This is a genomic window from Mycobacterium terramassiliense (assembly GCF_900157385.1).
Lineage (GTDB): Bacteria > Actinomycetota > Actinomycetes > Mycobacteriales > Mycobacteriaceae > Mycobacterium > Mycobacterium terramassiliense.
Genome location: NZ_LT717699.1, coordinates 528,356 through 551,048, shown reverse-complemented (window position 1 = coordinate 551,048; position 22,693 = coordinate 528,356). Strand labels below are relative to the sequence as shown.

Sequence of the window (22,693 nt, the reverse complement as noted above, 5' to 3'; positions counted from 1 at the left end):
CGGCCCGACGGCTACGATCCGCGTATCGCTGAGCGACTAATACCGCTGGGGGTTCCGAAATGTCGTTTGTGATCGCGGCGCCGGGCCTCGTCTCGGACGCGGCCGCCGACATCGCCGGCATCGGTTCGTCGGTGGCGGCGGCCCATCGCGCGGCGGCGGCATCGACCACCGCGGTGCTGGCGGCCGCCGGCGACGAGGTGTCGGCGGCGATCGCGTCGCTGTTTTCCGGCCACGCCCTGGACTATCAGGCGCTCGGTGTGCAGGCCGAGGCGTTTCACGCCCGGTTCGTCGCGGCACTGGGCGAGAGCGCGGGCGCGTATGCCGCCACCGAGGCCGCCAGCACCTCCCCGCTGCAGATCGTGGCGAACGACGTGCTCGGGGTGATCAACCTGCCCACCGAGCTGCTGGTGGGGCGCCCGCTGATCGGCAACGGCGTCGACGGGACGCCGGGAACGGGGCAGGCCGGCGGGGCGGGCGGCATCCTGCTGGGCAGCGGCGGCAGCGGCGGGTCGGGAGCGTCCGGGCAAGCCGGCGGCCCGGGCGGTCCGGCCGGCCTGCTCGGCTCCGGGGGCACCGGCGGCGTGGGCGGCTGGGACGCCTCCGGCGGGACCCCCCCGGGACCGCGGGCGGTCCCGGCGGGGTCGGCGGCGCCGCCGGGATGGTGGGCCTGCACGGGGCCGCCGGCGGCACCGGTGGCGCGCCCACCATCCCGGTGCAGGTGGACCAGCAAGTGAACCGGCCCTACGTCGACGTCTCCATCGCCGGCGGGCCGAATTCGCAAGTGATTCTCGACACCGGGTCCAGGGGTCTCGTCGTGCCACCCCAAGACGTCAACTTCGCGTCCCTCGGCGCGCCCACCGGGACGGGTACGGTCACGTACGGCGACGGCGGAAATACCGTGACGGAGAACTACACAACGTATTCGGCCACGGTGAACTTCGGGAACGGCATCATCAGCCAGCCGACCAAGGTTGCCGTCGTCACCTCCGTGACCCAGACGCAGAACGGCCAAACAACCAACTTTCCGGCCTCGGACGGGCTACCCGTTCTGGGCATCGGGGGAAGCAACCTCGTCGGCCCGTTGACCACCAGCCCCGTGCAGGCCCTGCCGGGCACCCTCGACCAGGGTGTGCTCCTCAACGAGCCGGCGGGTACCGCGCAGTTCGGCGCCAACCCGCTGACCGCCCTCACCTCGTCTTCCGGGGCGCCGGTGACCACGCTGAAGGTATCGGTCAATGGCGGTACCCCCGTGACCGTTTCGGACGCGTTTGTCGATTCCGGTGGCCTGTGGGGAGACGTGCCCGCCTCGCTGGGCACCGGCTCGGCGGGCGGCTACGTGCCGCAGGGAACGACGCTCACCGTCTACACCGCGAGCAACGTCGCGATCTACCACGAGACGGTCGGGGCGGCCCCCACGGCCCCGGCCGTGGTCAGCGGGGCGAATGGCCTTTTCAATACAGGAAATTTCCCCTTCGAGACGATCCCGATCTACCTGTCCTACAACCCGCTCAACACCGGGACGCTGTTCTACGACGCTTGACGGCTCAACCGTCGCGCGGCTCGGGCCGGTAGCGCGCCAGCAGCGACCGCACGGTGTCCATGGCGTCGACGGCGCGCTCCCGGTCGGCGGCCTGGATCGCCATCAGCGGAACGTACTCGTCGTCGGGCAGGTCGATGCGCGCCCACCGCTTGCCGGCGGGAAACGACACACCCACCACGCTCCCCCAGGGAATCAGCCGGTATCCGAAGAGGTTTCGCACCGACAGCCCGGCCGGCCCCACGCGCAGCCGGGGCCGCGCGAACAACAGCACGCCGCCGGCGATCAGCAGGCCGAGCGCGGCGATCGCCACCTGGTCGGAGGTGTGAAAGATGACGCCGCTGGAACTGATCTTGAGCAGCAGGCCCACCACGATGTGCGCCGCGGCGATCAGGAACGCTGCGGCATAAACGAAGACCGGCGTTCGGTGGGGACGCAGCTCGACATCCCAGACCTCGGGGTTCGGCGCACTCACGACCGAGCGCGCAGGTCACGCAGGGTCAGGGCGGCGGTCAGGGCCGCGCCGGCGGCCTGGGCGCCTTTGTCCTCGGCCGACGTCGGAAGCCCGGCCCGGGCCAGCGCCTGCTCCTCGGTGTTGGTGGTCAACACGCCGTTGGCGACGGGCGTCGACGCGTCCAGGGCGACCCGGGTCAGGCCCTGGGTCACCGCGTCACAGACGTACTCGAAATGCGGTGTCTCACCGCGGATCACGACGCCGAGCGCGATCACGGCGTCGTGGTTGGTGGCGAGCTGCTGGGCCACCACCGGGATCTCGATCGCGCCGAGCACGCGCACCACCGTCGGGTCCTCGATGCCCGACTCGGCGGCGACTTTGCGGGCGCCCTCCACCAGCGCGTCACAGATCCGGCCGTGCCATGTGCTTGCGACGATGCCGAGCCGCAGGCCGGACGCGTCCAGCGCGGGCAGCTCCGGCTCCCCGCTGCCGCTCACAGAGCACCGCCGAATTCCCCCGGCAGATGGACCGATTCGTGAAAGTCGTCCAGCCCCACCAGGTCGTGACCCATCTTGTCGCGCTTGGTCATCAGGTACCGGATGTTCTCCGCGTTGGCGCGCACCGGGAGCGGCACCCGTTCGATGATGTGCAGGCCGTAGCCATCCAACCCGACTCGCTTGGCCGGGTTGTTAGTCAGCAGCCGCATCGAACGAACCCCGAGGTCGACGAGTATCTGCGCGCCGATGCCGTAATCCCGTGCGTCGGCGGGCAGCCCGAGCTTCAGGTTCGCGTCCACGGTGTCGGCCCCGGCGTCCTGCAGCTGGTAGGCCTGCAGTTTGTGCATCAGCCCGATGCCGCGGCCCTCGTGGCCGCGCATGTAGAGCACCACGCCGCGCCCTTCGCGCGCGACCATCGCCATCGCGGCGTCCAGTTGCGGGCCGCAGTCGCAGCGACGCGAGCCGAACACGTCACCGGTCAGGCATTCGGAGTGCACGCGCACCAGGACGTCGTCGCCGTCGGCGTTCGGCCCGGCGATCTCACCGCGCACCAGCGCCACGTGCTCGACGTCCTCGTAGATGCTGGCGTAGCCGATCGCGCGAAACTCACCGTGCCGCGTCGGTATCCGTGCCTCGGCGATCCGCTCGATGTGCTTCTCGTGCTTGCGCCGCCACTCGATCAGGTCGGCGATGGTGATCAGGGCGAGGTCGTGCTCGTCGGCGAACACCCGCAACTCGTCGGTCTGGGCCATCGAGCCCTCGTCCTTCTGGCTGACGATCTCACAGATCGCGCCGGCGGGTTGCAGGCCCGCCATCCGGGCCAGATCGACGGCGGCCTCGGTGTGACCGGGCCGGCGCAGCACGCCACCGTCCTTGGCGCGCAACGGAACCACGTGGCCGGGCCGGGTGAAGTCCTCGGCGATGCTGGTGGGGTCGGCCAGCAGCCGCATCGTCGTGGCCCGATCGGAAGCCGAAATCCCGGTCCCGACACCGTTTTTCGCATCGACGGTGACCGTATAGGCGGTGCCGTGCTTGTCCTGGTTCACCGCGTACATCGGCAGCAGACCCAGCCGGTCGCAGACCGCACCATCCAGCGGGACGCACAGGTAGCCCGACGTATAGCGGACCATGAAGGCGACCAGCTCCGGGGTCGCCTTTTCGGCTGCGAAGATGAGGTCGCCCTCGTTCTCGCGGTCCTCGTCGTCGATGACGATGACGGCCTTACCCGCCGCAATGTCGGCAACCGCCCTCTCGACGGAGTCCAACCTCGTCATCGCTGCTGCCTGCTCTCGTAGGGGCCCACCGGAGAAGCCCAAGTGTTGCATTCAGTATGAACCACCGCGGCGGCGCGGTTATTGCCGCGGCTTCGCGGATGGACGCCGAGTGGCGCGCCCCGCCGACCGGGCGACCCGACGAGGGAAAACGCCCCCGCGCACCGGGGTGCGCCGGGGCCCGACGTAAGCGCCACGTAAGTCCCGGCTGGGAACAACATATGTGGGGTGGAAGCGCAACGGCGGAAGCGTTTTGGTCGCATCTGTACGGGGAATTTGAGGGGCCATGAATACCAACACGCAAACAAAGCCGTGGGTGCGTTTGTGCACCGGTGCCTTGGCGGCCGGCGGTCTGGCCGCATCCATGCTGGGGCTGGCCTCGGGTACCGCGCAGGCGGCGCCTCCCCCGGCCCCCCTCTATCACCACCACTGGTGCCCGGGCGAGCAGTGGGACCCGGGCTGGGGCCCGAACCCGAACTGGAACAACTGCCGTGACTGGGACGACAACTACGGCGGCCCGGCAGGCTACGGCGCCCCTCCGCCGTGGGCACGCCCGATGCCGCCGCCACCGCCGTGGGCGCCGTGGGCCCAGGTCGTCTGGAACCCCCAGGTGAATGACTGGGGCTACTGGGACGGGCCCAACTGGCGCGGGCTGTAATCCGGCGCGCAAGCACCTCATCCACTAGCAGGCCGCTGCAACGGCGCGAGACCGCCGTTGTCAGCGGCCTGCTTTCAAGCGTGACCAGGAAAAACGTGGTGGGCGACGTGCGAGCCAGCGGTCGGCGCGGGCCGGGTGTTGACTGCGTCTGACGCGGTACCGTCAGCGAAATGCGCTACAGACCGGAGAGCTGGCCCCGTCCGCTGTTGCGCGCTCACTTTGCCTTCAACAAGTACGTGATCAACCCGGTTATGCGCGCGCGTGCCGGGCGAAAAAACTCCTACGCCTCCGTTATCCGGCATACCGGCAGAAAGTCAGGCAAACCGTACTCGACGCCAGTCGTAGCGGATCGTGTGCAGGACGGTTTCATCGTTGCGCTGCCCTATGGACCGGAGTGGACTGGCTGCAGAACGTGCTTGCCGCCGGGCACGCGACGGTATCGGCCAATGGCGAAACCCACGAAGTGACCGAACCCAAAGTGATCGACGCGGCGGCCGCCTTGGCAATGCTCTCGCCGAGCCGACGACGGTTCTTTGAGCGCGTAGGCGTGGGAGATGCGAAATACCTAACGGTGAAGCTCGCCTGACGGCGCGACCGTCGAGATCGGCACCTGGTCGAGGGTGTAGGAGCCGATCGTCTGCGCGGATTTACGAGCACCTTCGAGCGACAGTTTCCACGAGATGAGCAGTTCAGAGAGGTCGGGAGCGGGGGCGCGGTGCTGCGGTCATCTGAGACCGGGCAACGGTAAGCCAAGGGATTACGAGCCGTTATCCCCGCTAGACCGGCTATTGTGCAGGAGCAATCGCTCGACGTACTTGGCGATGACGTCGGCCTCGAGGTTCACCTGTGTCCCGACCGGGGCACGGCCGAGGGTGGTCAGTTCCCGCGTCGTCGGGATCAGCGACACCTCGAACCAGTCCCGCGGCTCGGAACCCAGGCCGGACACCGTCAGCGAAATCCCGTCGACGGTGATCGACCCCTTTTCGACGACGTAGCGGGCCACCGCGGCGGGAACCTCGATCCGCACCACCTCCCAGTGCTCCGAGGGGGTGCGCGCCACCACCCGGCCGGTGCCGTCCACGTGCCCCTGCACGATGTGGCCGCCGAGCCGGCTGTTGAGGGCGGCGGCGCGCTCCAGGTTCACCCGGCTGCCGACCCGCAACTCGCCGAGGTTGGACCGGTTGAGGGTCTCGCCCATCACGTCGGCGGCGAACTGGCCGTCCGGCTTCAGCCCGGCAACCGTCAGGCACACGCCGTTGACGGCGATCGAATCGCCGTGTCCGGCATCGGCGGTCACCAGCGGCCCGCGGATGGTCAGCCGCGCGGCATCGGCGAGCACGTCGCGCCCGGTGATCTCCCCGAGCTCCTCGACAATTCCGGTGAACATTGCACCAGGTTAACGGGCCGATGCGCGACGAAGCGGCCCCCGCGTTCCGAAAGCCGGTCACGCGCACCCTCTACGATGCAGGGTATGCAAACCCCCCGCCGTCTGTCGGCTGTCCTTGCATTCTTGAGCCTCGCCACCGCCCTGGTGGCGGGCTGCTCGTTCAGCTCGTCGCAAAGCGGCGGCCCGCTGCCCGACGGCACGACGCTGGTCAAGCAGTCCACGGAGGCCACCAAGAACCTCAAGAGCGCGCATCTGGTGCTGACGGTCGGCGGAAAAATCCCGGGGCTGCCCGTGCGGAACCTGACCGGCGACCTCACCACCTCGCCGAACGTGGCGGCGCAGGGCAACGCCCAGATCAGCTATCTCGGGCAGGACATCAGCGCCGATTTCGTGGTCGTGGGCGGCGACCTGTACACCAACGCCCTCAACCCGGGCGACAAGACGATGACCGATGTCGGTCCGGCCTCCCAGGTCTATGACCCCTCGGCGATCCTGAGCCAGGACACGGGCCTACCCAACGTGCTGGCGAACTTCACCGACGCCAAGGCCGAGGGGCGCGACCAGGTCAGCGGTCAAACCGCCGTCCGCATCAGCGGGAACGTCTCGGCGGACGCGGTGAACAAGATCGTGTCCCCCTTCAAGGCCACCAAGCCGGTGCCGGCCACGGTCTGGATCGTGGAGACCGGCGACCATCAGCTGGCCCAGATCAGCCTGCAGTACAGCCAGGGCAACAACGTGCAGATGACGTTGTCGAACTGGAACAAGCCGGTGCAGATCGACAAGCCCGCGGCGGGCTCATGAGCAGGCTCGCGGGACGACGCGTCGCGATCGGCGCCGGCAGCCTGGCGGTGCTGCTGGGGGCCCTCGACGCCTACGTCGTAGTCACGATCATGCGCGACATCATGCACGACGTCGGGATCCCGATTAACCAGCTGCAGCGGATCACCCCGATCGTCACGATGTACCTGCTCGGCTACATCGCGGCCATGCCGCTGCTGGGCAAGGCATCCGACCGGTTCGGCCGCAAGCGGCTGCTGCAGGTCAGCCTGGCCACCTTCATGATCGGCTCGGTGGTCACCGCGCTCTCGGTGGCGATCGGCAACTTCGACGTGTCCAGCATGAGCGTGGAGATCTTCGGGCATCCGCTGCGGGACCTGGTGATCCTCGGCTACCCGATCCAAAACTTCCACGTGCAGACGCTGCACGTGCTGATCGCCGGCCGAACCATCCAGGGCGTCGCCAGCGGCGCGCTGTTGCCGGTCACCCTGGCGTTGGGCGCCGACCTCTGGGCGCAACGCAACCGCGCGGCCGTGCTCGGCGGTATCGGCGCCGCGCAGGAGCTGGGCAGCGTGCTCGGCCCGCTGTACGGGATCCTCATCGTCTGGTTGTTCCGCGACTGGCGTGACGTGTTTTGGATCAACGTCCCGCTGACCCTGGTCGCCATGGTCCTGATCCAGATCAGCCTGCCGTCGCACGACCGCAGCGAGGCGCCGGAGAAAATCGACGTGGTCGGCGGCGTGCTGCTCGCCATCACCCTCGGCCTCGCGGTCATCGGCCTGTACAACCCGAACCCGAACGGCCAACAGGCGCTGCCCAGCTACGGGTTGCCCCTGGTGATCGCGGCCGCCGCCTTCGCGGTCGTTTTCCTGTTGTGGGAGCGCTTCGCACGAACCCGCCTGATCGACCCGGCGGGGGTGCAGTTCCGGCCCTTCCTGGCCGCGATGGGCGCGTCCTTCGCCGCGGGCGCCGCCCTGATGGTGACGCTGGTCGACGTGGAGTTGTTCGGCCAGGGCGTGCTGGGGTTGAACCAGAACAAGGCGGCCGCGATGCTGACGTCGTTTCTGATCGCGCTGCCAGTCGGGGCGTTGCTGGGCGGCTTCATCGCCACCCGGGTCGGCGACCGCGCGGTCACCTTGGTCGGGCTGCTGATCGCGGCCGGCGGCTACCTGCTGATCTCGCACTGGCCCGTGGACCTGCCGCATTATCAGCACAGCTTCTTCGGGTTGTTCTCGGTGCCCGCGATGAACAACGACCTGCTGATCGGGGGGGTCGCGGTCAACAACGATCTGCTGATCACCGGCCTGGGGCTGGGGCTGGTGATCGGTCCGCTGACCTCGGCCGCCCTGCGGGTCGTCCCCGCCGCCGAGCACGGCATCGCCTCGGCCGCGGTCGTGGTGTCGCGGATGACCGGCATGCTGATCGGCGTGGCCGCGCTCAGCGCGTGGGGGTTGTACCGCTTCTACCAGATCCTCAACGAGAAAAACGGGGAGCTGCCGGCCACCATGAGCAAGCCGGATCGGGCGGTCGCCCAGGCGCAAAACGTCCTCCCGTCGTTCGCGGCGATGTACGGCGAGATCTTCACCATCACCGCGGGCGTCTGCGTGGCGGGAGCGCTGCTGGGGCTGCTGATCAGCGGCCGCACGGAGCACGCCGAGGAACCCGAGGTCCCCGAGCAAGAGCCGGTCAGCGTCCCGACGCCCTGAGGGCTCACTAGCCGCCGTGCGGGACCAGGCTGAGCACCAGATCGGGGCCGGCCCGGTCGATCCCGTCGAACTGCCAGCGCAGCGCCCGTGAGATGGTCGACACCCCGACGTCGTCGACGGCCGTGATGGGCCCGCCCAGCAGCATCGGCGCGACGTAGGCCAGGACGCGGTTGACCGACCCGGCCCGCAGGAAGGCGCCGGCGAGGGTGGGGCCGCCCTCGAGCAGCACGTCGGTGCGGTCCGACAGCGCCTTGATCACCTCCATGGGGTCGTGGGTGCGAATGACCATGGTGCGCGAGTCGTCGTTGAGAACCTTTGCCTCCGGCGGTATTTCACGCATCCCCACCACCACCCGCAGCGGTTGGCGGTCGGCCAGCGACCCGTCGGCGCGCCGGGCGGTCAGCTCCGGGTCGTCGGCCAGCACGGTGCCGGTGCCGACCACGATGGCATCGGCGAGAGCGCGGCGGCGATGCAGATCCAACCGCGAGGCCTCGCTGGAGATCCAGCGGCTGCTGCCATCGGCGGCGGCGCTGCGGCCGTCGACGCTGCTGGCGTACTTCCATGTCACGTGGGGCAGCCCGGTCCGCACCTTGTGCAGCCACTCGCGCAGCGGACCGGCGGCCACCTGATCGGCCAGCACCCCGGACCGCACTTGCACGCCCGCAGCCTGCAGCCGGCCCGCGCCGCCGCCCGCGATCGCGTTCGGGTCGTCCACGGCGTACACGACCATGCTCACCCTGGCTTCGATCAGCGCGTTCACGCACGGCGGGGTCTTGCCGTAGTGATTGCACGGCTCGAGCGTGACGAACGCGATCCCGCCGGCGGCCAGCCCGCCAGCCCGGCGCAGCGCCAACACCTCGGCGTGCTCGCCGCCCGCCGGCTCGGTGGCGCCCACGCCGACGACGCGGCCCTGCGGGTCCACGATGACGGCGCCGACCGGCGGGGTCGGGTACGTCGTGCCCTTGACCTGGTAGGAGTGCTCGATCGCCAGGCGCATGGCCGCGTCGAGGCTGTCGACCGACTGGGGCTGGTTCATGCGCGCAGGTGCGCTGACGCGGCGGCGGCCCGTCGCCGCAACGCCTCGACCGCGGCCTCCGGGTCCTGCGCCCCGTACACCGCCGACCCGGCGACAAAGCAGTCCACGCCCGCCTCGGCGGACTGCTCGATGGTGTCCTCGTTGATGCCGCCGTCGATTTCGACCAGGATCGTCAGCTCGCCCGCGTCGATCATCTTGCGCGCGGTGCGCACCTTGCCGAGCACGTCCGGGATGAAGCTCTGGCCGCCGAAGCCCGGCTCGACCGACATGATGAGCAGCGTGTCGAACTGCGGGAGGATTTCCAGGTAGGGCTCCAGCGGGGTCCCCGGTTTCACGCTGATCCCGGCCTTGGCGCCGGCGGCGCGGATGTCGCGGGCGACGCCGACGGGATTGTCGGTCGCCTCGGCGTGGAAGGTGACGTTGTAGGCGCCCGCCTCGGCGTACGGGGGCGCCCAGCGATCCGGGTCCTCGATCATCAGATGGCAGTCCATCGGGATGGTGGTGGTGGCCAGCAGCGCCTCCACCACCGGCAGGCCGATGGTCAGGTTCGGCACGAAGTGGTTGTCCATCACGTCGACGTGCAACCAGTCGGCGCCCGGCACCGCGGCCGCTTCGTCGGCGAGGCGGGCGAAATCGGCGGCGAGGATCGACGGCGCGATCAGCGGTCTACCGGTGTTGCCGGGCATGTGCGCCACACTACTGAGCGCCGCGGCCGACCTCACGTCAGACGCGGCGCAGCGCGGCGGCGAACATCGCGTCGGTGCCGTGCCGGTGCGGCCACAGCTGTACCGCGTTCTCTGCGGGGCCCTGCCCCGTGCCCTCGTCGACCGGCTCGAACAGCGGCCGGGCGTCCAGGGGCTGCACCGGCTGTCGGCGCAGCGCGTCACCAACCACCCCAACGGTTTCCGCGAGATGCGGCGAACAGGTCGCATACAGCACCACGCCCCCGGGCCGGGTCAGCGCGATCGCGGCGGCCAGCAACTCCCGCTGCAGCTTGGCCAGCGCCGGCACGTCGGCCGGCTGGCGTCGCCACCGGGCCTCCGGCCGGCGCCGCAGCGCCCCCAGCCCGGTGCATGGCGCGTCGACGAGCACCCGGTCGAAGCCCGGCTCGAGGCCTGTCTCGCGCCCGTCGACCCGCAGCACGTCGACCGGCAGCCCGCGGGTGTTCTCCGCCACCATTGCGGCGCGGCGCGCGACGGGCTCCACCGCGGTGACGCGAGCCCCGGAGTCCATGCCCAGCGCGGCCAGCAGCGCGGTCTTGCCGCCGGGCCCGGCGCACAGGTCCAGCCAGCGGCCGGTGTCGCCGTCCACCGCGGCCAGCGTCAGCGCGCGGGCGACCAGTTGGCTGCCCTCGTCCTGAACCAGCGCGGACCCGGCGCGCACGGGTGCCAGCCGCCCGGGATCCCCTCCCGGCAGGTAAACCGCGAAGGGCGAATAACGGCCGACGGTGCCACCCACCGCGTCCGCGAGCTCGGCGGCGGACAGCGCGCCCGGGCGCGCGGCCAGGTGCACCTGGGGCCGTTCGTCGTCGCTGGCCAGGACGGCGTCGAGTTCGGCCGCGGCCGCGCCGAGCGCGTCGGCGAAGGCCTGGGCGATCCAGCGCGGGTGGGCGTGCACGAACGCGGCATGCCCGATCGGATCCCGCGCCGGGTCGGGGGCCAGCTCGTCGACCCAGGATTTCTCGTCGCGGCCGGCGATGGTGCGCAGCACGCCGTTGACGAAACCCGCTCGGGCCGAGTCGAATTCGACCCCGGCCTGTTCGACGGTGGTGGATACCGCGGCGTGGGCGTCGACGCGGGTGCGCAGCAGCTGATAGGCGCCGAGCCGGAGCAGGTCGAGCAGCACCGGGTCGATGGCCTCCGGCGGGCGACCGGCGGCCGCGCCGATGACCGCGTCGAGCAGCCCCCGGGTGCGGCAGGTGCCGTACGTCAGCTCGGTGGCGAAAGCGGCGTCGCGGCCGGAGATTCCGCGCTGGCGCAGCAGCGCGGGCAGGGCCAGGTTCGCGTACGCGTCGCGCTCGCTGACGGCGCGCAGCACCTCGAACGCGGCCGCGCGCGCCGGGTCCAGCGGCCGGCGCCGGCGCTGCGGTTTGGCACTCATGAGGCCCGCGCGGCGGCGTCGAGCCGGGCACCGCGCGCCCAGTCGACGGCGTTCATGAATTTTTTACCGGGCGGCTGGACCTGGCCCAGCCGCACGGGTTCCGAGCCGGTACCGATCCAGACGCTCTTGCGGTCGGCGTGAATGACGCCGGGCGCCAACGGCATTGGGGCCCCGTCGATGCGCACGGGGCCCAGCTTGATGCGCACCTCGCCGATGAGTGTCCAGGCGCCCGGGTTGGGTGTGACGGCGCGGATCCGGCGCTCGACCACCGGCGCCGGCAGCTCCCAGCGCACCCTGGCCTGGTCGACGCTGACCTTCGGCGCCACGCTGACGCCCTGGGCCGGCTGGGGCCGCGGCGTCAGGGTTCCGTCGGCGATGCCGTCCAGCGTCGCCGACAGCAGCGCCGCGCCCGAAACGGCAAGTCGCCCAAGCAGATCCCCCGCGGTGTCGGTCGGCGCGATCGCCTCGGTGACCACCCCGTAGACCGGCCCCGAGTCCAGGCTCGGCTCGATTTGGAAGGTGGTCGCGCCGGTGATGGTGTCCCCCGCGGCGATGGCGGCCTGCACCGGCGCCGCGCCGCGCCAGGCGGGCAGCAGCGAGAAATGCAGGTTGATCCAGCCGTGCGGGGGCACGGCGAGCAGGTCGTCGCGCAGCAGCGCACCGTAGGCCACCACCGGGCAACAGTCCGGTGCGACCTCCGACAGTTCGGCGACGAACTCCGGCGAGTTGGGCCGCGCCGGCCGCAGCACCGGGATGCCGCGGTCGAGCGCCTCGCGGGCCACCGGAGACGGCTCCGGCTTGCCGCGCCGGCCCGAGGCGGCGTCGGGCCGGGTCAGCACCGCGACCACGTCGTGCCGGGGGGACTCGATGAGGCGACGCAGCGCGGGCAGCGCGGGTTCGGGGGTGCCGGCGAAGACGAGACGCACGGGCACAAGTGTAGGAAGCACCGGATCTCCGCAGGACACGCCCAGGATTCATACAGTTTCGTCCGTATATTATTGCTTTCAGCAATTGTTTCTTGTAGCAATGGTCACGACGACGAGGTCGGGCGGCCAAACCGTTCCCATCCAGGAGGTCAGATGACACTCGACGCGGTCGACACCACCATCCCCGACGACGTCGCGGCCACGCACCGCGCCCTGTGGGCGCTGGGCGACTACGCGCTGATGGCCGAGGAGGTGATGGCCCCGTTGGGTCCGGTCCTGGTGGCCGCGACCGGCATCGGACCCGGCGTCCGGGTGCTCGACGTCGCCGCCGGATCCGGCAACATCTCACTGCCGGCCGCCAGGACCGGCGCCGACGTCGTCTCCACCGACCTCACCCCCGAGTTGCTCCGGCGGTCCCAGGCGCGGGCCGCCGCGCAGGGGCTGCTGCTCGACTACCGGGAAGCCGACGCGCACGCGCTGCCGTTCGGCGACGGCGAGTTCGACGCGGTGATCTCGGCGATCGGCGTGCAGTTCGCGCCGGACCACCGGCGCGCGGCCGACGAGTTGGTCCGGGTCTGCCGGCCGGGCGGGACGATCGGCGTGATCAGCTGGACCCCCGAGGGATTCTTCGGCCGGATGCTGGCCACCCTGCGGCCGTACCGTCCCAGCCTCTCGCCGGCGGTGGCCCCGGCGGCGTTGTGGGGGCGCGAGGGTTACGTCGCGGGCCTGCTGGGCGATCGGGTCGGCCGCGTCACGGCGCTGCGGGGCGACCTGCTGGTGGACCGGTTCGACAGCGCCGAGGCCGTGCACGGCTACTTCAAGGAGCATTACGGCCCGACCATCGAGGCGTACGCGAACATCGGCCACAACCGGATCCTGGCCGCCGAGCTCGACGCCCAACTCGTCGAACTGGCGCACCAACACCTGGCCGACGGCGCCATGGGCTGGGAGTACCTGCTGGTCACCGCCGAAAAGCGGTGAGGCGGGGCCCGCGGCCGCGACTACAGGTCGAGGTCGGCGTCCAGGTGGACGTCGGGCTCGCCGCCGGCCGCGGTGAACGCCGTCAGGGCCCGCACCAGGCCACTGCGCTCGGGCGGCGGCATCTTCGCCACGATGGCGGCGATCTCGGCGCGCCGGTGTGCGGTGACCCGGCGGACGACCTCGCGCCCGCGTTTGGTCAGCGCGGCGAGCAGCTCGCGGCGGGACGTGGGGTGCGGGAGCCGGTCGATCAGCCCGGCGGCCACGAGCCGGTCGACCATGCGGCCGGTGGCCGAGGGTTGCACGCCCAGGAGGCCGGCCAGCGTGGCGAGGTTGACCGGGCCGCGGTTGGACAGGATCACCAGCGTCCGGAACTGCGGAATCGTGATGGTTTCGTCGACCTGCCCGATCGAGCGGGCCGAGATCGCCACCAGCAAACGGGACGCCGTCAGCAGCGCATCGGTGATCACATCCAGTGACTCGTCGGCTGTCGTCGGGTTTTCCGTTGCCATCGCGCCCCCTTCAGGGACCTCGTCCGGGCCATCGAGCTAAAGAAGTGAAAGTGTAACAGCGCTGGAGTGTCGTATACCGGGATTATTTCCTACGAATACTATCGCCGCCGAGCACGATCCGGCGCGCTACCCGGGCAGCCCGGGCCGGAGGGTTCCGCGGCCCAGACCTCAGCCGACGTGCAGCGGGTCGATCTGCACCCGCACCGGCTCGTGGTCCTGCCGGGCGCTCAGCACGCCCACCCCGCGGCGCAGCGCCCCCGCCAGCGCCAGCCCCTGCTCGCGGCGGACCCGCACCAGCATCCTGATCACCGGCACGCCGGCGGGGGTGCCCGGCGGGCGCCGCACACCGGGTGGCAGATCCACCGGACCCAGCGACTCGGCCCCCTCGGGCAGCCGCGCCTCGTCGAGCAGTGCCGCCACCGCATCGGCCGCTCCGTCGATGGCCGCCATGTGCACGCTGGGGGGCAGGCCGACCTCGGCGCGCGCCGTCAGTTCGGCCTCCGCATGCCCCACCGGATCCCAACGGATCAGCGATTGCACAGTGGGAATGGAGGATTCGGCGACCACCAGCACCACGCCGCCGTCGCCGCGTGCGCGCACCAGCGCTGCGGCGCTCATCCAGCGCCACAGGGCGTCCTCGGCGGCACGCAGGTCTTGCCGACCCAGCAGCGCCCAGGTGTCCAGCAGGAGCGCCGCCCCGTATCCGCCGTCGGCGCGGGGTTCGGCGCCCGGGGTCGCGACCACCAACGCCGCGCGGGCGGCCACCTCGCCCACGATGGCGTCGCCCGCCGAGGTGATGACCGGGGTACCCGCGAAGGCGCGGCCGAGCTCCTCGGCGGTGCGCCGCGCCCCCACTACCACGGCACGCACCGCCTCGGATCCACAACGCGCGCAACGCAATTGCAGTTCGGCGCGACCACACCAGCGGCACACGGCGCCGCGCTCGTGCAGCGACAGCGGGCCCGTGCAGTGCCGGCACCTCGCGATGGTGCGGCAGCGTCCGCACGCCAGCGACGGGACATACCCGCGCCGCGGCACCTGCACCAGCACCGGCGCCCCGGCCTGCAGCGACGAGCGGGCGGCGCGCAGCGCGATGGACGGGATCCGCGCGGTGCGCGCCGCCGGGTCGCGTTCCTCGGCGTAGCCGCTGTCGTCGAGGGCGACCACCCGCGGGGTGCGGGCCCGCACCACCGGCCGCGCCGCGACGATGTCGTGCGCCCACCCGCTGCGCACCAGGGCCTGGGCCTCGGCGGTGCGCGCGAAGCCGCCGATCAGCGCCGCGCACCGCGCCTGGTGCGCGCGCAGCATCGCCACCTCACGGGCGTGCGGGTACGGCGCGCGCGGCTCGGCCAGGCTGTCGTCGGCGTCGGCCCACACCATGACGAGGCCCAGGTCGGCCAGCGGCGCGAAAACCGCGCTGCGGGTGCCGATCACCAGCCGCGCGCTGCCGCGCAGCGCCGCCAGCCAGCGCCGGTAGCGAGCGGCCGGGCCCAGCCCCGCCGACAGCGCCACCACGCAGTCCTGGTCGATCCGGGCCGTGGCGGCCCGCCACAGCGTGTCCAGGTCGCGCTGGTCGGGCACGATCGCCAGCGCCGCCCGTCCGGTCCGGATGGTTTGCGCGGCGGCCTCGGCGAACCGATCCGCCCACGGTTCGCCCGGCAGCGCCTGCCAGACGGCCCGCGCGGCGCGCGACTGTTCCAGGGCGGCCAGGAACTGCCCGCCGCGGCCGTAGGCCGACCAGCCCGACGGCTCGACGGGCGAGACCATCGGCAGCGCGAAGGCGCGCGCCGGTTCCCGCTCCACCCGGGCGTGCCGCGGCGGCACCGCCAGCCGCAACACGTCGGGCCGGGTGCCGGCGTAGCGCGCCACCACCGCGTCGACCAGCCGGCGGATTTCCGGCGTGAGCACGGGTTCGGCCGACACGACGCGGTCCAGCCACCCGAGCTTGCCGGTGTGGTCGGTGTCGTTGCGGCGCTCCAGCACGAACGCGTCGACCAGCCGGCCGTGGAACCGCACCCGCACCCGCACGCCCGGCTGGGCGTCGTCGGACTGCTCGGCCGACACCAGATAGTCGAACTCGCGGTCCAGGTGTGGCACCGAGAGCATCGGCAGCACCCGGGCGATCGGCTCGACCTCGGGAGTTACCTTGCTGGCCAAGGGAACCGACAACTAGCCTTCGTCAACGTCGGGCTCGTAGTCGCCCTCGTAATCGTATTCGTAATCCAGCTCGTAATCGGGTTCCTCCCGGCCGAAGAAGAAGCCCGCCGTGATCAGGACCTGGGCCGCGGCGTACAACCACCAGATCGGTACCGCCAGCGCGTCGTTGTACAGGATGAACCGGCCGATGGCGATCATGGCGTCCGACGCCGCGAAACACACCGCCCCCACCGCGGTCCAGATCGTCGGCAGGTCCGCCAGCAGCGCCGCGCAGACCATCGCGGTCAGCACGATCATGTACAGCGTCACCGGGATCGTCAGCTTGTCGCGGCCCAGGTGCGGCCAAAACCACAGCAATAACGACATCGAGACAAGGCACAACAGGACGACCGCGGCCAGGCGCGGTCGCGTCGCGCGGGCCAGGGGAACCAGCGCCCCCAGGAAACACAAGTGCGCCAACAGGAATGCCGCCAGCCCCAAACCGAAGGACATCGTCCACCACGGGATCGCCAACAGCCAGTCGCCGACGGCCGACAACAGCAGCGCCGGCATCAGCCACCGCCGCTCGCGGATGATCGGGTGCCCCACCGCCGCCACGGTCAGCAGTAACGCCATCGACGCCTTGAACGGCGGCTGCAAAAGCCAGTGCCCCGTCAAACTGGTTCCCGGCGGCGACTGGCTGTTGGCGATCCCGCACCCGGCCACCACCCAGCCACCGGACACCAGCCGAGGTGCGTACGGTACTTCCATGCCCAGCTTGGACACCGCGGACGAAAACCCAGGTATCGACCCCATCTTGCAGAAGGTACTGGATGCGGTTCCGTTCCGGCTATCAACTGACGATGGTGTCGACGCCGCGCGCCAAAGGTTCCGCGACCTGCCCCGCCGCCCGCTGCACCCGGAGCTGAGAGTCGAGGATCGGGCAATCCCGGGTCCGGGCGGCCCCATCGGCATCCGGATCTATTGGCCCTCCGCCGATCCCGGCCAGAGTGCTCCCGTGGTGCTGTTCTTCCACGGCGGCGGCTTCGTCGTGGGCGACCTCGACACCCACGACGGCACGGCCCGCCAGCATGCCGTCGGCGCCGACGCGGTCGTGGTGTCCGTCGACTACCGGTTGGCGCCGGAGCACCCCTACCCCGCCGCCGTCGAAGACGCTTGGGCCGCAACGCTGTGGGTCATCGAGCACGGAACCGAGCTCGGCGCCGACACCACCCGGATGGCGGTCGCCGGCGATTCGGCAGGCGGGACGATCGCCGCGGTGACCGCGCAGCGCGCCCGCGATCGGGGCGCACCGCCGATCGCGTACCAGTTGCTGTGGTATCCCTCCACGCTCTGGGACCCGTCGCTGCCGTCGTTCACCGAAAACGCCGCCGCGCCGATCCTCGACGCCAGGGCCGTCGCCGCGTTCTCGCGTTGGTACGCAGGTGAAGTCGACCCGTCGAACCCGCCACCGGGCATGGCGCCGGGGCGGGCCGAAACCCTGGACGGCCTGCCGGCGGCCTACATCGGCGTCGCCGGGCACGACCCGCTGCGCGACGACGGGATCCGGTACGGCGAGCTGCTGGCCGCCGCGGGTGTGGCGGTCGAGGTGCACAACGCCGAGACCCTGGTGCACGGCTACCTCGGCTACGCCGGCGTGGTGCCCGCGGCCACCGCCGCGCAGGAACGCGGGCTGGCCGCGCTGCGGAATGCCCTGCATTAACTGCCCGGAAGCGTACGGTGAACGGATGATTGAGCCGACCCTCGCCCGACCGAGCATCGATCCGACGTTGAAAATGCTGCTGGACTCGTTCCCGACGACCTTCAACGCCGCCGACGGTGTCGAGGTCGCGCGTTCGAGGCTGCGGCAGCTCAAAGTGCCCCCGGAACTGCTTCCCGAGCTGCGCACCGAAGAGCGGACGATCGGCCACGGCGAGCTGACCGACATTCCCGTGCGGATCTATTGGCCGCCCAGCGATCGCGAGCCGCTGCCCGTGGTCGTGTTCTTCCACGGCGGGGGCTTCTCGCTCGGCGACCTGGAGACCCACGACCCCGTCGCCCGCGCGCATGCCGCCGGCGCCGAGGCCATCGTGGTGTCCGTCGACTACCGGCTGGCCCCCGAGCACCCGTTCCCGGCCGGGGTCAACGACTGCTGGGCCGCGCTGCAGTGGGTCGCCGAGAACGCCGCCGAGCTGGGCGGCGACCCGAGCCGGATCGCGGTGGCCGGTGACTCGGCCGGCGGCAACCTCGCCGCCGTCATGGCGCACCTGGCCCGCGACAACGGCGGGCCGGCCCTGAGGTTCCAGTTGCTGTGGTACCCCACGGTCACCGCCGACCTGTCGCTGCCGTCGCACACCGAGAACGCCTACGCGCCCATCCTGGATCGCGACGTGATCGAGGCCTTCCTGTCCTGGTACGTGCCCGACCTCGAGATCACCGACCCGAAGGCCCTGCCGACCACCCTGGCCCCCGCCAACGCGGCCGACCTGTCCGGATTGCCGCCCGCCTTCATCGGAACCGCCGAACACGATCCCCTGCGCGACGACGGGTCCCGCTACGCCGAGCTGCTCAACGCCGCGGGCGTGCCCGCCGAACTGAGCCACGAGCCGAACATGGTGCACGGCTACGCCAGCTTCTCGCTGGTGATTCCCGCCGCGGCCGAGGCCACCAACCGGGGGCTGGCGGCGCTGAGGAACGCGCTGCACGCCTAGCTCAGCTCTCCCGCGAATACGCACTGGGCGCAACGCCATACCAGCGCTTGAACGCGTGCGAGAACGTCGACACCTCGGTATAGCCCAGCCGCGTCGACACCTCCTCCACCGTCAGCCCGACATTGCGCAACAGGTCGACGGCCAGCGCGGAGCGCGCCTCGTTGAGCAGGGCCCGAAACGACGTGCCCTCCTCGGCGAGGCGCCGACGCAGCGTTCGCGGATGAACGTCGAGTTCGCCGGCGATGTCGGGAAGCGTTGGGAACAACGCGGATTCGCGGAATAGCTTGCTGCGCACCAGCGCGGTGATGCCCTGGCGGCGCTCGCTGCTCTGCATCAACAGGTCGCACTGCGCCATGCACGTTTCCAGCGTGTGGCGATCGGCCTGCGGCAGCGGCTCGTCGAACATGGCGCGCGGGAAGTGCAACCTGGTGTGCGCCCGGCCGAACCGGACCTCGTGCACCGGCACCAGTTCGAGCAGCGGCCGCAGCAGCTCCTCGTCGACAGCCAGGTCCGCCGACACCTCGCCCGCGTATTTTTCGGCCACCGGCAATGCGAAACTGGCTGTGGTCGCGATGATTCCGGCGATGTCGCGCTCGATGAAGAAGGCCTGCACGTCGGCGGGCAGGTGGCCGGCCTGCAACTCGATCACGTAGCCGTCGGCCGTTTCGAACAGCGCGAGGTCGATCTGCATCATGGTCAGCGCGAAGTACCGCATGGCGATCGAGAACAGCTCGCGCAGGGTGCCGCAGGACATCACCGCAAAGCCGAACAGCCCGAAGTGGGTGAGCGTGAACCGGCTGCCCACGTCGACGCCGATGCCGGCGTCATCGAGCCTGGCCAGCACCCGGCGCACCGCCTCGATCTCGTCGAGCGCACTGACCATCGCGTCCGCCCGGTGCAGGTCGCCCGGCTCGATCGCGGTGCCGGCCAGCACGTCGGCCGTCGCAACGCCGCGTTCGTTGGCCACCTCGCACAACACCCGGGTGGCGTACACCGGGTGACTCAGCGTCAGAAGATCTCGCACCGGCCTGTCCTAAAATCCCAACTCCCTGTCCGATAATCTCATTACCGGCCGCCCGCGTCATCCATACAGTGGAGTCATGGCGACGCTCACCGCCCCGTTGCCCGCCGCAACGCCGGCCGGCCGGCTCAGCTCCTGGACGATGACCCGCGAGGCCCTGACCGTCGGGTTCGACGTCGGCGAGCGCTTCATCGGCCGGCTGCGCGGCCGCGACATCGTCCGATTTCGTTGCGCGGGCAGGCGTTTCGTGTCCATCAGCCATCCCGACTACGTCGATCACGTGCTGCACGGGGCCCGGCTGAAATACGTCAAGTCGAACGAGTACGAGCCCATCCGCGCCACCGTAGGCATCAATTTGCTCACCGACGAGGGCGACTCCTGGGCGGCCCACCGCGGCACGCTGAACCCCACCTTCGCCCGCCGCCACCTCAACGGGATCGTCGAGAAGATGATCGACCCGATCGCGGCCGTCACCGACGCGCTCAGACCGGACGTGACCTTCGACATCCACCAGACGATGGTCGAGGCGACTTCGCGCGTGGTCGCCAATTCCCTGTTCAGCCAGGACTTCGGGCCGCTGGTGCAGAGCATGAACGACCTCGCCACGCGCGGGCTGCGGCACGCCGAGCGCCTGCAGCGACTCGGGCTGTGGGGCCTGATGCCGCCCCCGGTCTACGACGCGCTGCACTGGCTCGCGTTCTCCGGCGTCCGCCTGCCACCGCCGCTGCGCGACATGCAGGACATCACGCTGACGCTCGACCGCGCGGTCAACGCGGTGATCGATGACCGGTTGCTCCACCCGAACGATTCCGCCGACCTGCTGGGCGTGTTGCTCCGCGCCGACGGCGGAAGCTGGCCGCGGCAACGGATCCGCGACGAGGCCCTGACGTTCATGCTGGCCGGGCACGAGACCACCGCGAACGCCATGTCCTGGTTCTGGTACCTGATGGCGCTGCACCCCGACGCCCGCGACCGGATGCTCGCCGAGATCGACGACGTGTTGGGCACCCGCCGCGCATGCGCCGAGGACCTGGGCGGGTTGCCGTGGACCACCGCGTGCGTGCAGGAAGCGCAGCGCTACCTGTCGTCGGTGTGGATCATCTCGCGCCGGGCCGTCGACGACGATGTCATCGAGGGGCCGTCGGCGGCTCACCACATCAGGCGCGGCACCACCGTCCTGATCCCGATCCACCACATCCACCACGACCCGCGCTGGTGGCCCGATCCGGAAACCTTCGACCCCAACCGGTTCTGCCCGCCGGACAAGGACCGCCCACGCTCGGCCTACCTGCCGTTCGGCGGGGGCCGGCGCATCTGCATCGGCCAGAGCTTCGCCCTGATGGAGATGGTGCTGATGGCCGCGATCATGAGTCAGCGCTTCACGTTTGACCTCGCCCCAGGCCACCCCGTCGAACTCGAGGCGACGATGACGCTGCGGCCCAAACGCGGGGTGCACGTCGTCGGAAGCAGGCGCGGATGAACCCCGACTACCACACCCTGATCGTCGGCGCCGGATTCTCCGGCATCGGCGCCGCGATCAAGCTCGACGGGGCCGGCCTGTCCAACTACCTCGTGCTCGAGGCCGGTGACGGGGTCGGCGGAACGTGGCACTGGAACACGTATCCCGGTATCGCCGTAGACATTCCGTCGTTCTCCTACCAGTACTCCTTCGAACAGAGCCCGCGCTGGTCGCGAACCTACGCGCCCGGCCGCGAGCTCAAGGCCTACGCCGAACACTGCGTCGACAAATACGGCATCCGGTCGCGCATCCGCTTCAACACCAAGGTGCTGTCGGCCGAATTCGACGACGAACACGACCTGTGGCGCGTGCAGATCGATCCCGGCGTGGGGGCACCTCCCGCTTGCGGGGGCGAACTCACCGCCCGGTTCTTGATCAACGCCAGCGGGGTGCTGACCGTGCCGAAGCTGCCCGACATCGACGGCGTCGACTCCTTCGCGGGAACCACCATGCACACCGCGCGGTGGGACCACGGCCGGGACCTGACCGGCAAGCGCGTCGCGATCATCGGCACCGGCGCCTCGGCCGTGCAGGTGATCCCCGAGATCGCGCCCATCGTCTCCCACCTCACGGTGTTTCAGCGCACCCCGATCTGGTGCTTCCCCAAGTTCGACGTGCCGCTGCCGGCGCCGGTGCGCCTCGCGATGCGGCTCCCCGGCAGCAAGGTCGTGCAGCGGCTGCTCAGCCAGGTCTTCGTCGAACTGACGTTTTCGCTCGCGGCGCAGTACTTCACGGTGTTCCCGCTGGCCAAGCGGATGCGCTCGGCCGGGCTCGCCTATCTGCGCAAGCAGGTCACCGACCCGGCGGTGCGCGAGCAACTGACCCCCCGGTACGCCGTGGGCTGCAAGCGGCCCGGCTTCCACAACGACTACCTGGCCACCTTCAACCGCGACAACGTCAGGCTGGTCACCGAGCCGATCGACAAGATCACGCCCGCCGCGGTGGCCACCACCGACGGGGAGAACCATGAGATAGACGTGCTGGTGCTGGCGACCGGCTTCAAGGTGATGGACACCGACAACGTCCCCACGTTCGCGGTCGCCGGCAGCGGCGGCAGATCCTTGAGCCGGTTCTGGGACGAGCACCGGCTGCAGGCCTACGAGGGCGTCAGCGTCCCCGGATTTCCCAACATGTTCAGCGTGTTCGGCCCCTACGGGTACGTCGGCTCATCGTATTTCGCGCTGATCGAGACGCAGACCCACCACATCGTGCGGTGCCTCAAGCGGGCCCGGCGCGACCGCGCGACCCGCGTCGAGGTGACCGAGGAGGCCAACGAGCGGTACTTCGCCGAGATGATGCGCAAGCGGCACCGGCAGATTTTTTGGCAGGACAGCTGCAAGCTGGCCAACAGCTACTACTTCGACAAGAACGGCGACGTGCCGCTGCGCCCGGCGACCACGCTGGAAACCTACTGGCGCAGCCGGCGGTTCGACCTGGGCGACTACCGCTTCACCGCCTGAGGGATCG

Annotated in this window: 21 protein-coding genes and 1 pseudogene; 10 read left to right on the top strand and 12 right to left on the bottom strand. The window is 70.6% G+C overall.

The window, feature by feature from the left end:
- Nucleotides 1–59: 59 nt before the first annotated feature.
- Nucleotides 60–1,540 (top strand): annotated as a pseudogene (locus tag MTAB308_RS30575) (PecA family PE domain-processing aspartic protease).
- A 4-nt stretch (nt 1,541–1,544) separates the two neighbouring features.
- Here MTAB308_RS30575 and MTAB308_RS06905 read toward each other — a convergent pair.
- The 3 genes from MTAB308_RS06905 to MTAB308_RS06895 are packed head-to-tail and all read right to left on the bottom strand — an operon-like array spanning nt 1,545 to nt 3,762.
- The gene (locus MTAB308_RS06905; protein WP_077098738.1) at nt 1,545–2,012 is read right to left on the bottom strand and encodes a PH domain-containing protein; all 468 of its coding nucleotides are present in this window, start codon (nt 2,010–2,012) and stop codon (nt 1,545–1,547) included.
- Complete coding sequence (ribH, locus tag MTAB308_RS06900; protein WP_077098737.1) at nt 2,009–2,488, bottom strand: 6,7-dimethyl-8-ribityllumazine synthase; 480 nt, start codon at nt 2,486–2,488, stop codon at nt 2,009–2,011. Before ribH ends, MTAB308_RS06905 begins: the two co-directional genes overlap by 4 nt.
- A complete protein-coding gene (locus MTAB308_RS06895; protein WP_066910529.1) occupies nt 2,485–3,762 on the bottom strand; it encodes a bifunctional 3,4-dihydroxy-2-butanone-4-phosphate synthase/GTP cyclohydrolase II in 1,278 nt (425 codons plus the stop codon). Before MTAB308_RS06895 ends, ribH begins: the two co-directional genes overlap by 4 nt.
- A 283-nt stretch (nt 3,763–4,045) precedes the next feature.
- On the opposite strand from MTAB308_RS06895, the gene MTAB308_RS06890 reads away from it, so the two are divergent.
- Together MTAB308_RS06890 and MTAB308_RS30440 are read left to right on the top strand one after the other, a co-directional pair.
- Nucleotides 4,046–4,417 carry an Mtp family mycobacterial-type pilin gene (locus tag MTAB308_RS06890; protein WP_077098736.1) on the top strand — a complete coding sequence of 124 codons (372 nt, stop codon included), beginning with the start codon at nt 4,046–4,048 and terminating at the stop codon, nt 4,415–4,417.
- 394 nt (nt 4,418–4,811) lie between these two features.
- On the top strand, nt 4,812–5,003 hold the full coding sequence (locus tag MTAB308_RS30440) for a hypothetical protein (protein WP_342744142.1): 192 nt from the start codon (nt 4,812–4,814) through the stop codon (nt 5,001–5,003).
- Between the two features lie 171 nt (nt 5,004–5,174).
- Here MTAB308_RS30440 and MTAB308_RS06880 read toward each other — a convergent pair whose 3' ends face one another.
- Nucleotides 5,175–5,804, bottom strand: a complete 630-nt coding sequence (locus MTAB308_RS06880) for a riboflavin synthase (RefSeq protein ID WP_077098735.1) — start codon at nt 5,802–5,804, stop codon at nt 5,175–5,177.
- 75 nt (nt 5,805–5,879) lie between these two features.
- Here MTAB308_RS06880 and MTAB308_RS06875 point away from each other — a divergent pair, with 75 nt between their 5' ends.
- Both MTAB308_RS06875 and MTAB308_RS06870 read left to right on the top strand, forming a co-directional pair.
- Nucleotides 5,880–6,605 (top strand): LppX_LprAFG lipoprotein, encoded by a 726-nt coding sequence (locus tag MTAB308_RS06875; protein ID WP_108637217.1) that lies wholly within the window; start codon nt 5,880–5,882, stop codon nt 6,603–6,605.
- The gene (locus MTAB308_RS06870; protein WP_077098733.1) at nt 6,602–8,287 is read left to right on the top strand and encodes an MFS transporter; all 1,686 of its coding nucleotides are present in this window, start codon (nt 6,602–6,604) and stop codon (nt 8,285–8,287) included. Before MTAB308_RS06875 ends, MTAB308_RS06870 begins: the two co-directional genes overlap by 4 nt.
- 7 nt (nt 8,288–8,294) lie before the next feature.
- Here MTAB308_RS06870 and ribD read toward each other — a convergent pair whose 3' ends face one another.
- Genes ribD through fmt form a run of 4 tightly spaced genes read right to left on the bottom strand, consistent with a single transcriptional unit; the run spans nt 8,295 to nt 12,349 of the window.
- Complete coding sequence (ribD, locus tag MTAB308_RS06865) at nt 8,295–9,323, bottom strand: bifunctional diaminohydroxyphosphoribosylaminopyrimidine deaminase/5-amino-6-(5-phosphoribosylamino)uracil reductase RibD (protein ID WP_077098732.1); 1,029 nt, start codon at nt 9,321–9,323, stop codon at nt 8,295–8,297.
- Nucleotides 9,320–10,009 carry a ribulose-phosphate 3-epimerase gene (gene rpe / locus MTAB308_RS06860; protein WP_077098731.1) on the bottom strand — a complete coding sequence of 230 codons (690 nt, stop codon included), beginning with the start codon at nt 10,007–10,009 and terminating at the stop codon, nt 9,320–9,322. Before rpe ends, ribD begins: the two co-directional genes overlap by 4 nt.
- A gap of 37 nt (nt 10,010–10,046) precedes the next feature.
- The gene (locus tag MTAB308_RS06855; protein ID WP_077098730.1) at nt 10,047–11,423 is read right to left on the bottom strand and encodes an RsmB/NOP family class I SAM-dependent RNA methyltransferase; all 1,377 of its coding nucleotides are present in this window, start codon (nt 11,421–11,423) and stop codon (nt 10,047–10,049) included.
- Entirely contained in the window at nt 11,420–12,349 is a 930-nt protein-coding gene (gene fmt, locus MTAB308_RS06850; RefSeq protein ID WP_077098961.1) for a methionyl-tRNA formyltransferase, read from the bottom strand. Before fmt ends, MTAB308_RS06855 begins: the two co-directional genes overlap by 4 nt.
- A 153-nt stretch (nt 12,350–12,502) precedes the next feature.
- Between fmt and MTAB308_RS06845 the strand changes: the two genes are divergently transcribed.
- A complete protein-coding gene (locus tag MTAB308_RS06845) occupies nt 12,503–13,330 on the top strand; it encodes a class I SAM-dependent methyltransferase (protein WP_077098729.1) in 828 nt (275 codons plus the stop codon).
- Between the two features lie 20 nt (nt 13,331–13,350).
- On the opposite strand, the gene MTAB308_RS06840 is transcribed toward MTAB308_RS06845, so the two are convergent.
- The 3 genes from MTAB308_RS06840 to MTAB308_RS06830 all read right to left on the bottom strand — a co-directional run bounded on the left by MTAB308_RS06840 (nt 13,351) and on the right by MTAB308_RS06830 (nt 16,746).
- Nucleotides 13,351–13,839 carry a MarR family winged helix-turn-helix transcriptional regulator gene (locus MTAB308_RS06840; protein ID WP_077098728.1) on the bottom strand — a complete coding sequence of 163 codons (489 nt, stop codon included), beginning with the start codon at nt 13,837–13,839 and terminating at the stop codon, nt 13,351–13,353.
- A gap of 168 nt (nt 13,840–14,007) precedes the next feature.
- Nucleotides 14,008–15,945, bottom strand: coding sequence for a primosomal protein N' (locus tag MTAB308_RS06835; RefSeq protein WP_077098960.1), 1,938 nt, complete (start codon nt 15,943–15,945; stop codon nt 14,008–14,010).
- A 63-nt stretch (nt 15,946–16,008) separates the two neighbouring features.
- Nucleotides 16,009–16,746, bottom strand: coding sequence for a lysoplasmalogenase (locus MTAB308_RS06830; protein ID WP_083746450.1), 738 nt, complete (start codon nt 16,744–16,746; stop codon nt 16,009–16,011).
- Here MTAB308_RS06830 and MTAB308_RS06825 point away from each other — a divergent pair.
- Nucleotides 16,745–17,698, top strand: coding sequence for an alpha/beta hydrolase (locus MTAB308_RS06825; RefSeq protein WP_077098727.1), 954 nt, complete (start codon nt 16,745–16,747; stop codon nt 17,696–17,698). The two genes, MTAB308_RS06830 and MTAB308_RS06825, sit on opposite strands and share 2 nt — an antisense overlap.
- 25 nt (nt 17,699–17,723) lie before the next feature.
- Nucleotides 17,724–18,686, top strand: coding sequence for an alpha/beta hydrolase (locus MTAB308_RS06820; protein ID WP_077098726.1), 963 nt, complete (start codon nt 17,724–17,726; stop codon nt 18,684–18,686).
- Nucleotide 18,687: 1 nt separating this feature from the next.
- Here MTAB308_RS06820 and MTAB308_RS06815 read toward each other — a convergent pair whose 3' ends face one another.
- A complete protein-coding gene (locus MTAB308_RS06815) occupies nt 18,688–19,710 on the bottom strand; it encodes an AraC family transcriptional regulator (RefSeq protein WP_077098725.1) in 1,023 nt (340 codons plus the stop codon).
- A gap of 76 nt (nt 19,711–19,786) precedes the next feature.
- On the opposite strand from MTAB308_RS06815, the gene MTAB308_RS06810 reads away from it, so the two are divergent.
- The gene (locus tag MTAB308_RS06810; protein WP_077098724.1) at nt 19,787–21,187 is read left to right on the top strand and encodes a cytochrome P450; all 1,401 of its coding nucleotides are present in this window, start codon (nt 19,787–19,789) and stop codon (nt 21,185–21,187) included.
- Nucleotides 21,184–22,686: a flavin-containing monooxygenase gene (locus tag MTAB308_RS06805; protein ID WP_077098723.1), complete on the top strand. Its 1,503-nt coding sequence runs from the start codon at nt 21,184–21,186 to the stop codon at nt 22,684–22,686. Before MTAB308_RS06810 ends, MTAB308_RS06805 begins: the two co-directional genes overlap by 4 nt.
- Nucleotides 22,687–22,693 lie beyond the last annotated feature (7 nt).

Bases quoted from the DNA above. Each gene is read 5' to 3' on its own strand.
- MTAB308_RS06880 (WP_077098735.1), bottom strand. From the start codon at position 5,804: ATGTTCACCGGAATTGTCGAGGAGCTCGGGGAGATCACCGGGCGCGAC.
- MTAB308_RS06835 (WP_077098960.1), bottom strand. From the start codon at position 15,945: ATGCTCTCGGTGCCACACCTGGACCGCGAGTTCGACTATCTGGTGTCG.
- MTAB308_RS06825 (WP_077098727.1), top strand. From the start codon at position 16,745: ATGCCCAGCTTGGACACCGCGGACGAAAACCCAGGTATCGACCCCATC.
- MTAB308_RS06820 (WP_077098726.1), top strand. From the start codon at position 17,724: ATGATTGAGCCGACCCTCGCCCGACCGAGCATCGATCCGACGTTGAAA.
- MTAB308_RS06855 (WP_077098730.1), bottom strand. From the start codon at position 11,423: ATGAGTGCCAAACCGCAGCGCCGGCGCCGGCCGCTGGACCCGGCGCGC.
- MTAB308_RS06845 (WP_077098729.1), top strand. From the start codon at position 12,503: ATGACACTCGACGCGGTCGACACCACCATCCCCGACGACGTCGCGGCC.
- rpe (WP_077098731.1), bottom strand. From the start codon at position 10,009: ATGCCCGGCAACACCGGTAGACCGCTGATCGCGCCGTCGATCCTCGCC.
- MTAB308_RS06840 (WP_077098728.1), bottom strand. From the start codon at position 13,839: ATGGCAACGGAAAACCCGACGACAGCCGACGAGTCACTGGATGTGATC.
- MTAB308_RS06810 (WP_077098724.1), top strand. From the start codon at position 19,787: ATGGCGACGCTCACCGCCCCGTTGCCCGCCGCAACGCCGGCCGGCCGG.
- MTAB308_RS06805 (WP_077098723.1), top strand. From the start codon at position 21,184: ATGAACCCCGACTACCACACCCTGATCGTCGGCGCCGGATTCTCCGGC.
- ribD (WP_077098732.1), bottom strand. From the start codon at position 9,323: ATGAACCAGCCCCAGTCGGTCGACAGCCTCGACGCGGCCATGCGCCTG.
- MTAB308_RS06870 (WP_077098733.1), top strand. From the start codon at position 6,602: ATGAGCAGGCTCGCGGGACGACGCGTCGCGATCGGCGCCGGCAGCCTG.
- MTAB308_RS06895 (WP_066910529.1), bottom strand. From the start codon at position 3,762: ATGACGAGGTTGGACTCCGTCGAGAGGGCGGTTGCCGACATTGCGGCG.
- MTAB308_RS06875 (WP_108637217.1), top strand. From the start codon at position 5,880: ATGCAGGGTATGCAAACCCCCCGCCGTCTGTCGGCTGTCCTTGCATTC.
- MTAB308_RS06830 (WP_083746450.1), bottom strand. From the start codon at position 16,746: ATGGAAGTACCGTACGCACCTCGGCTGGTGTCCGGTGGCTGGGTGGTG.
- MTAB308_RS06890 (WP_077098736.1), top strand. From the start codon at position 4,046: ATGAATACCAACACGCAAACAAAGCCGTGGGTGCGTTTGTGCACCGGT.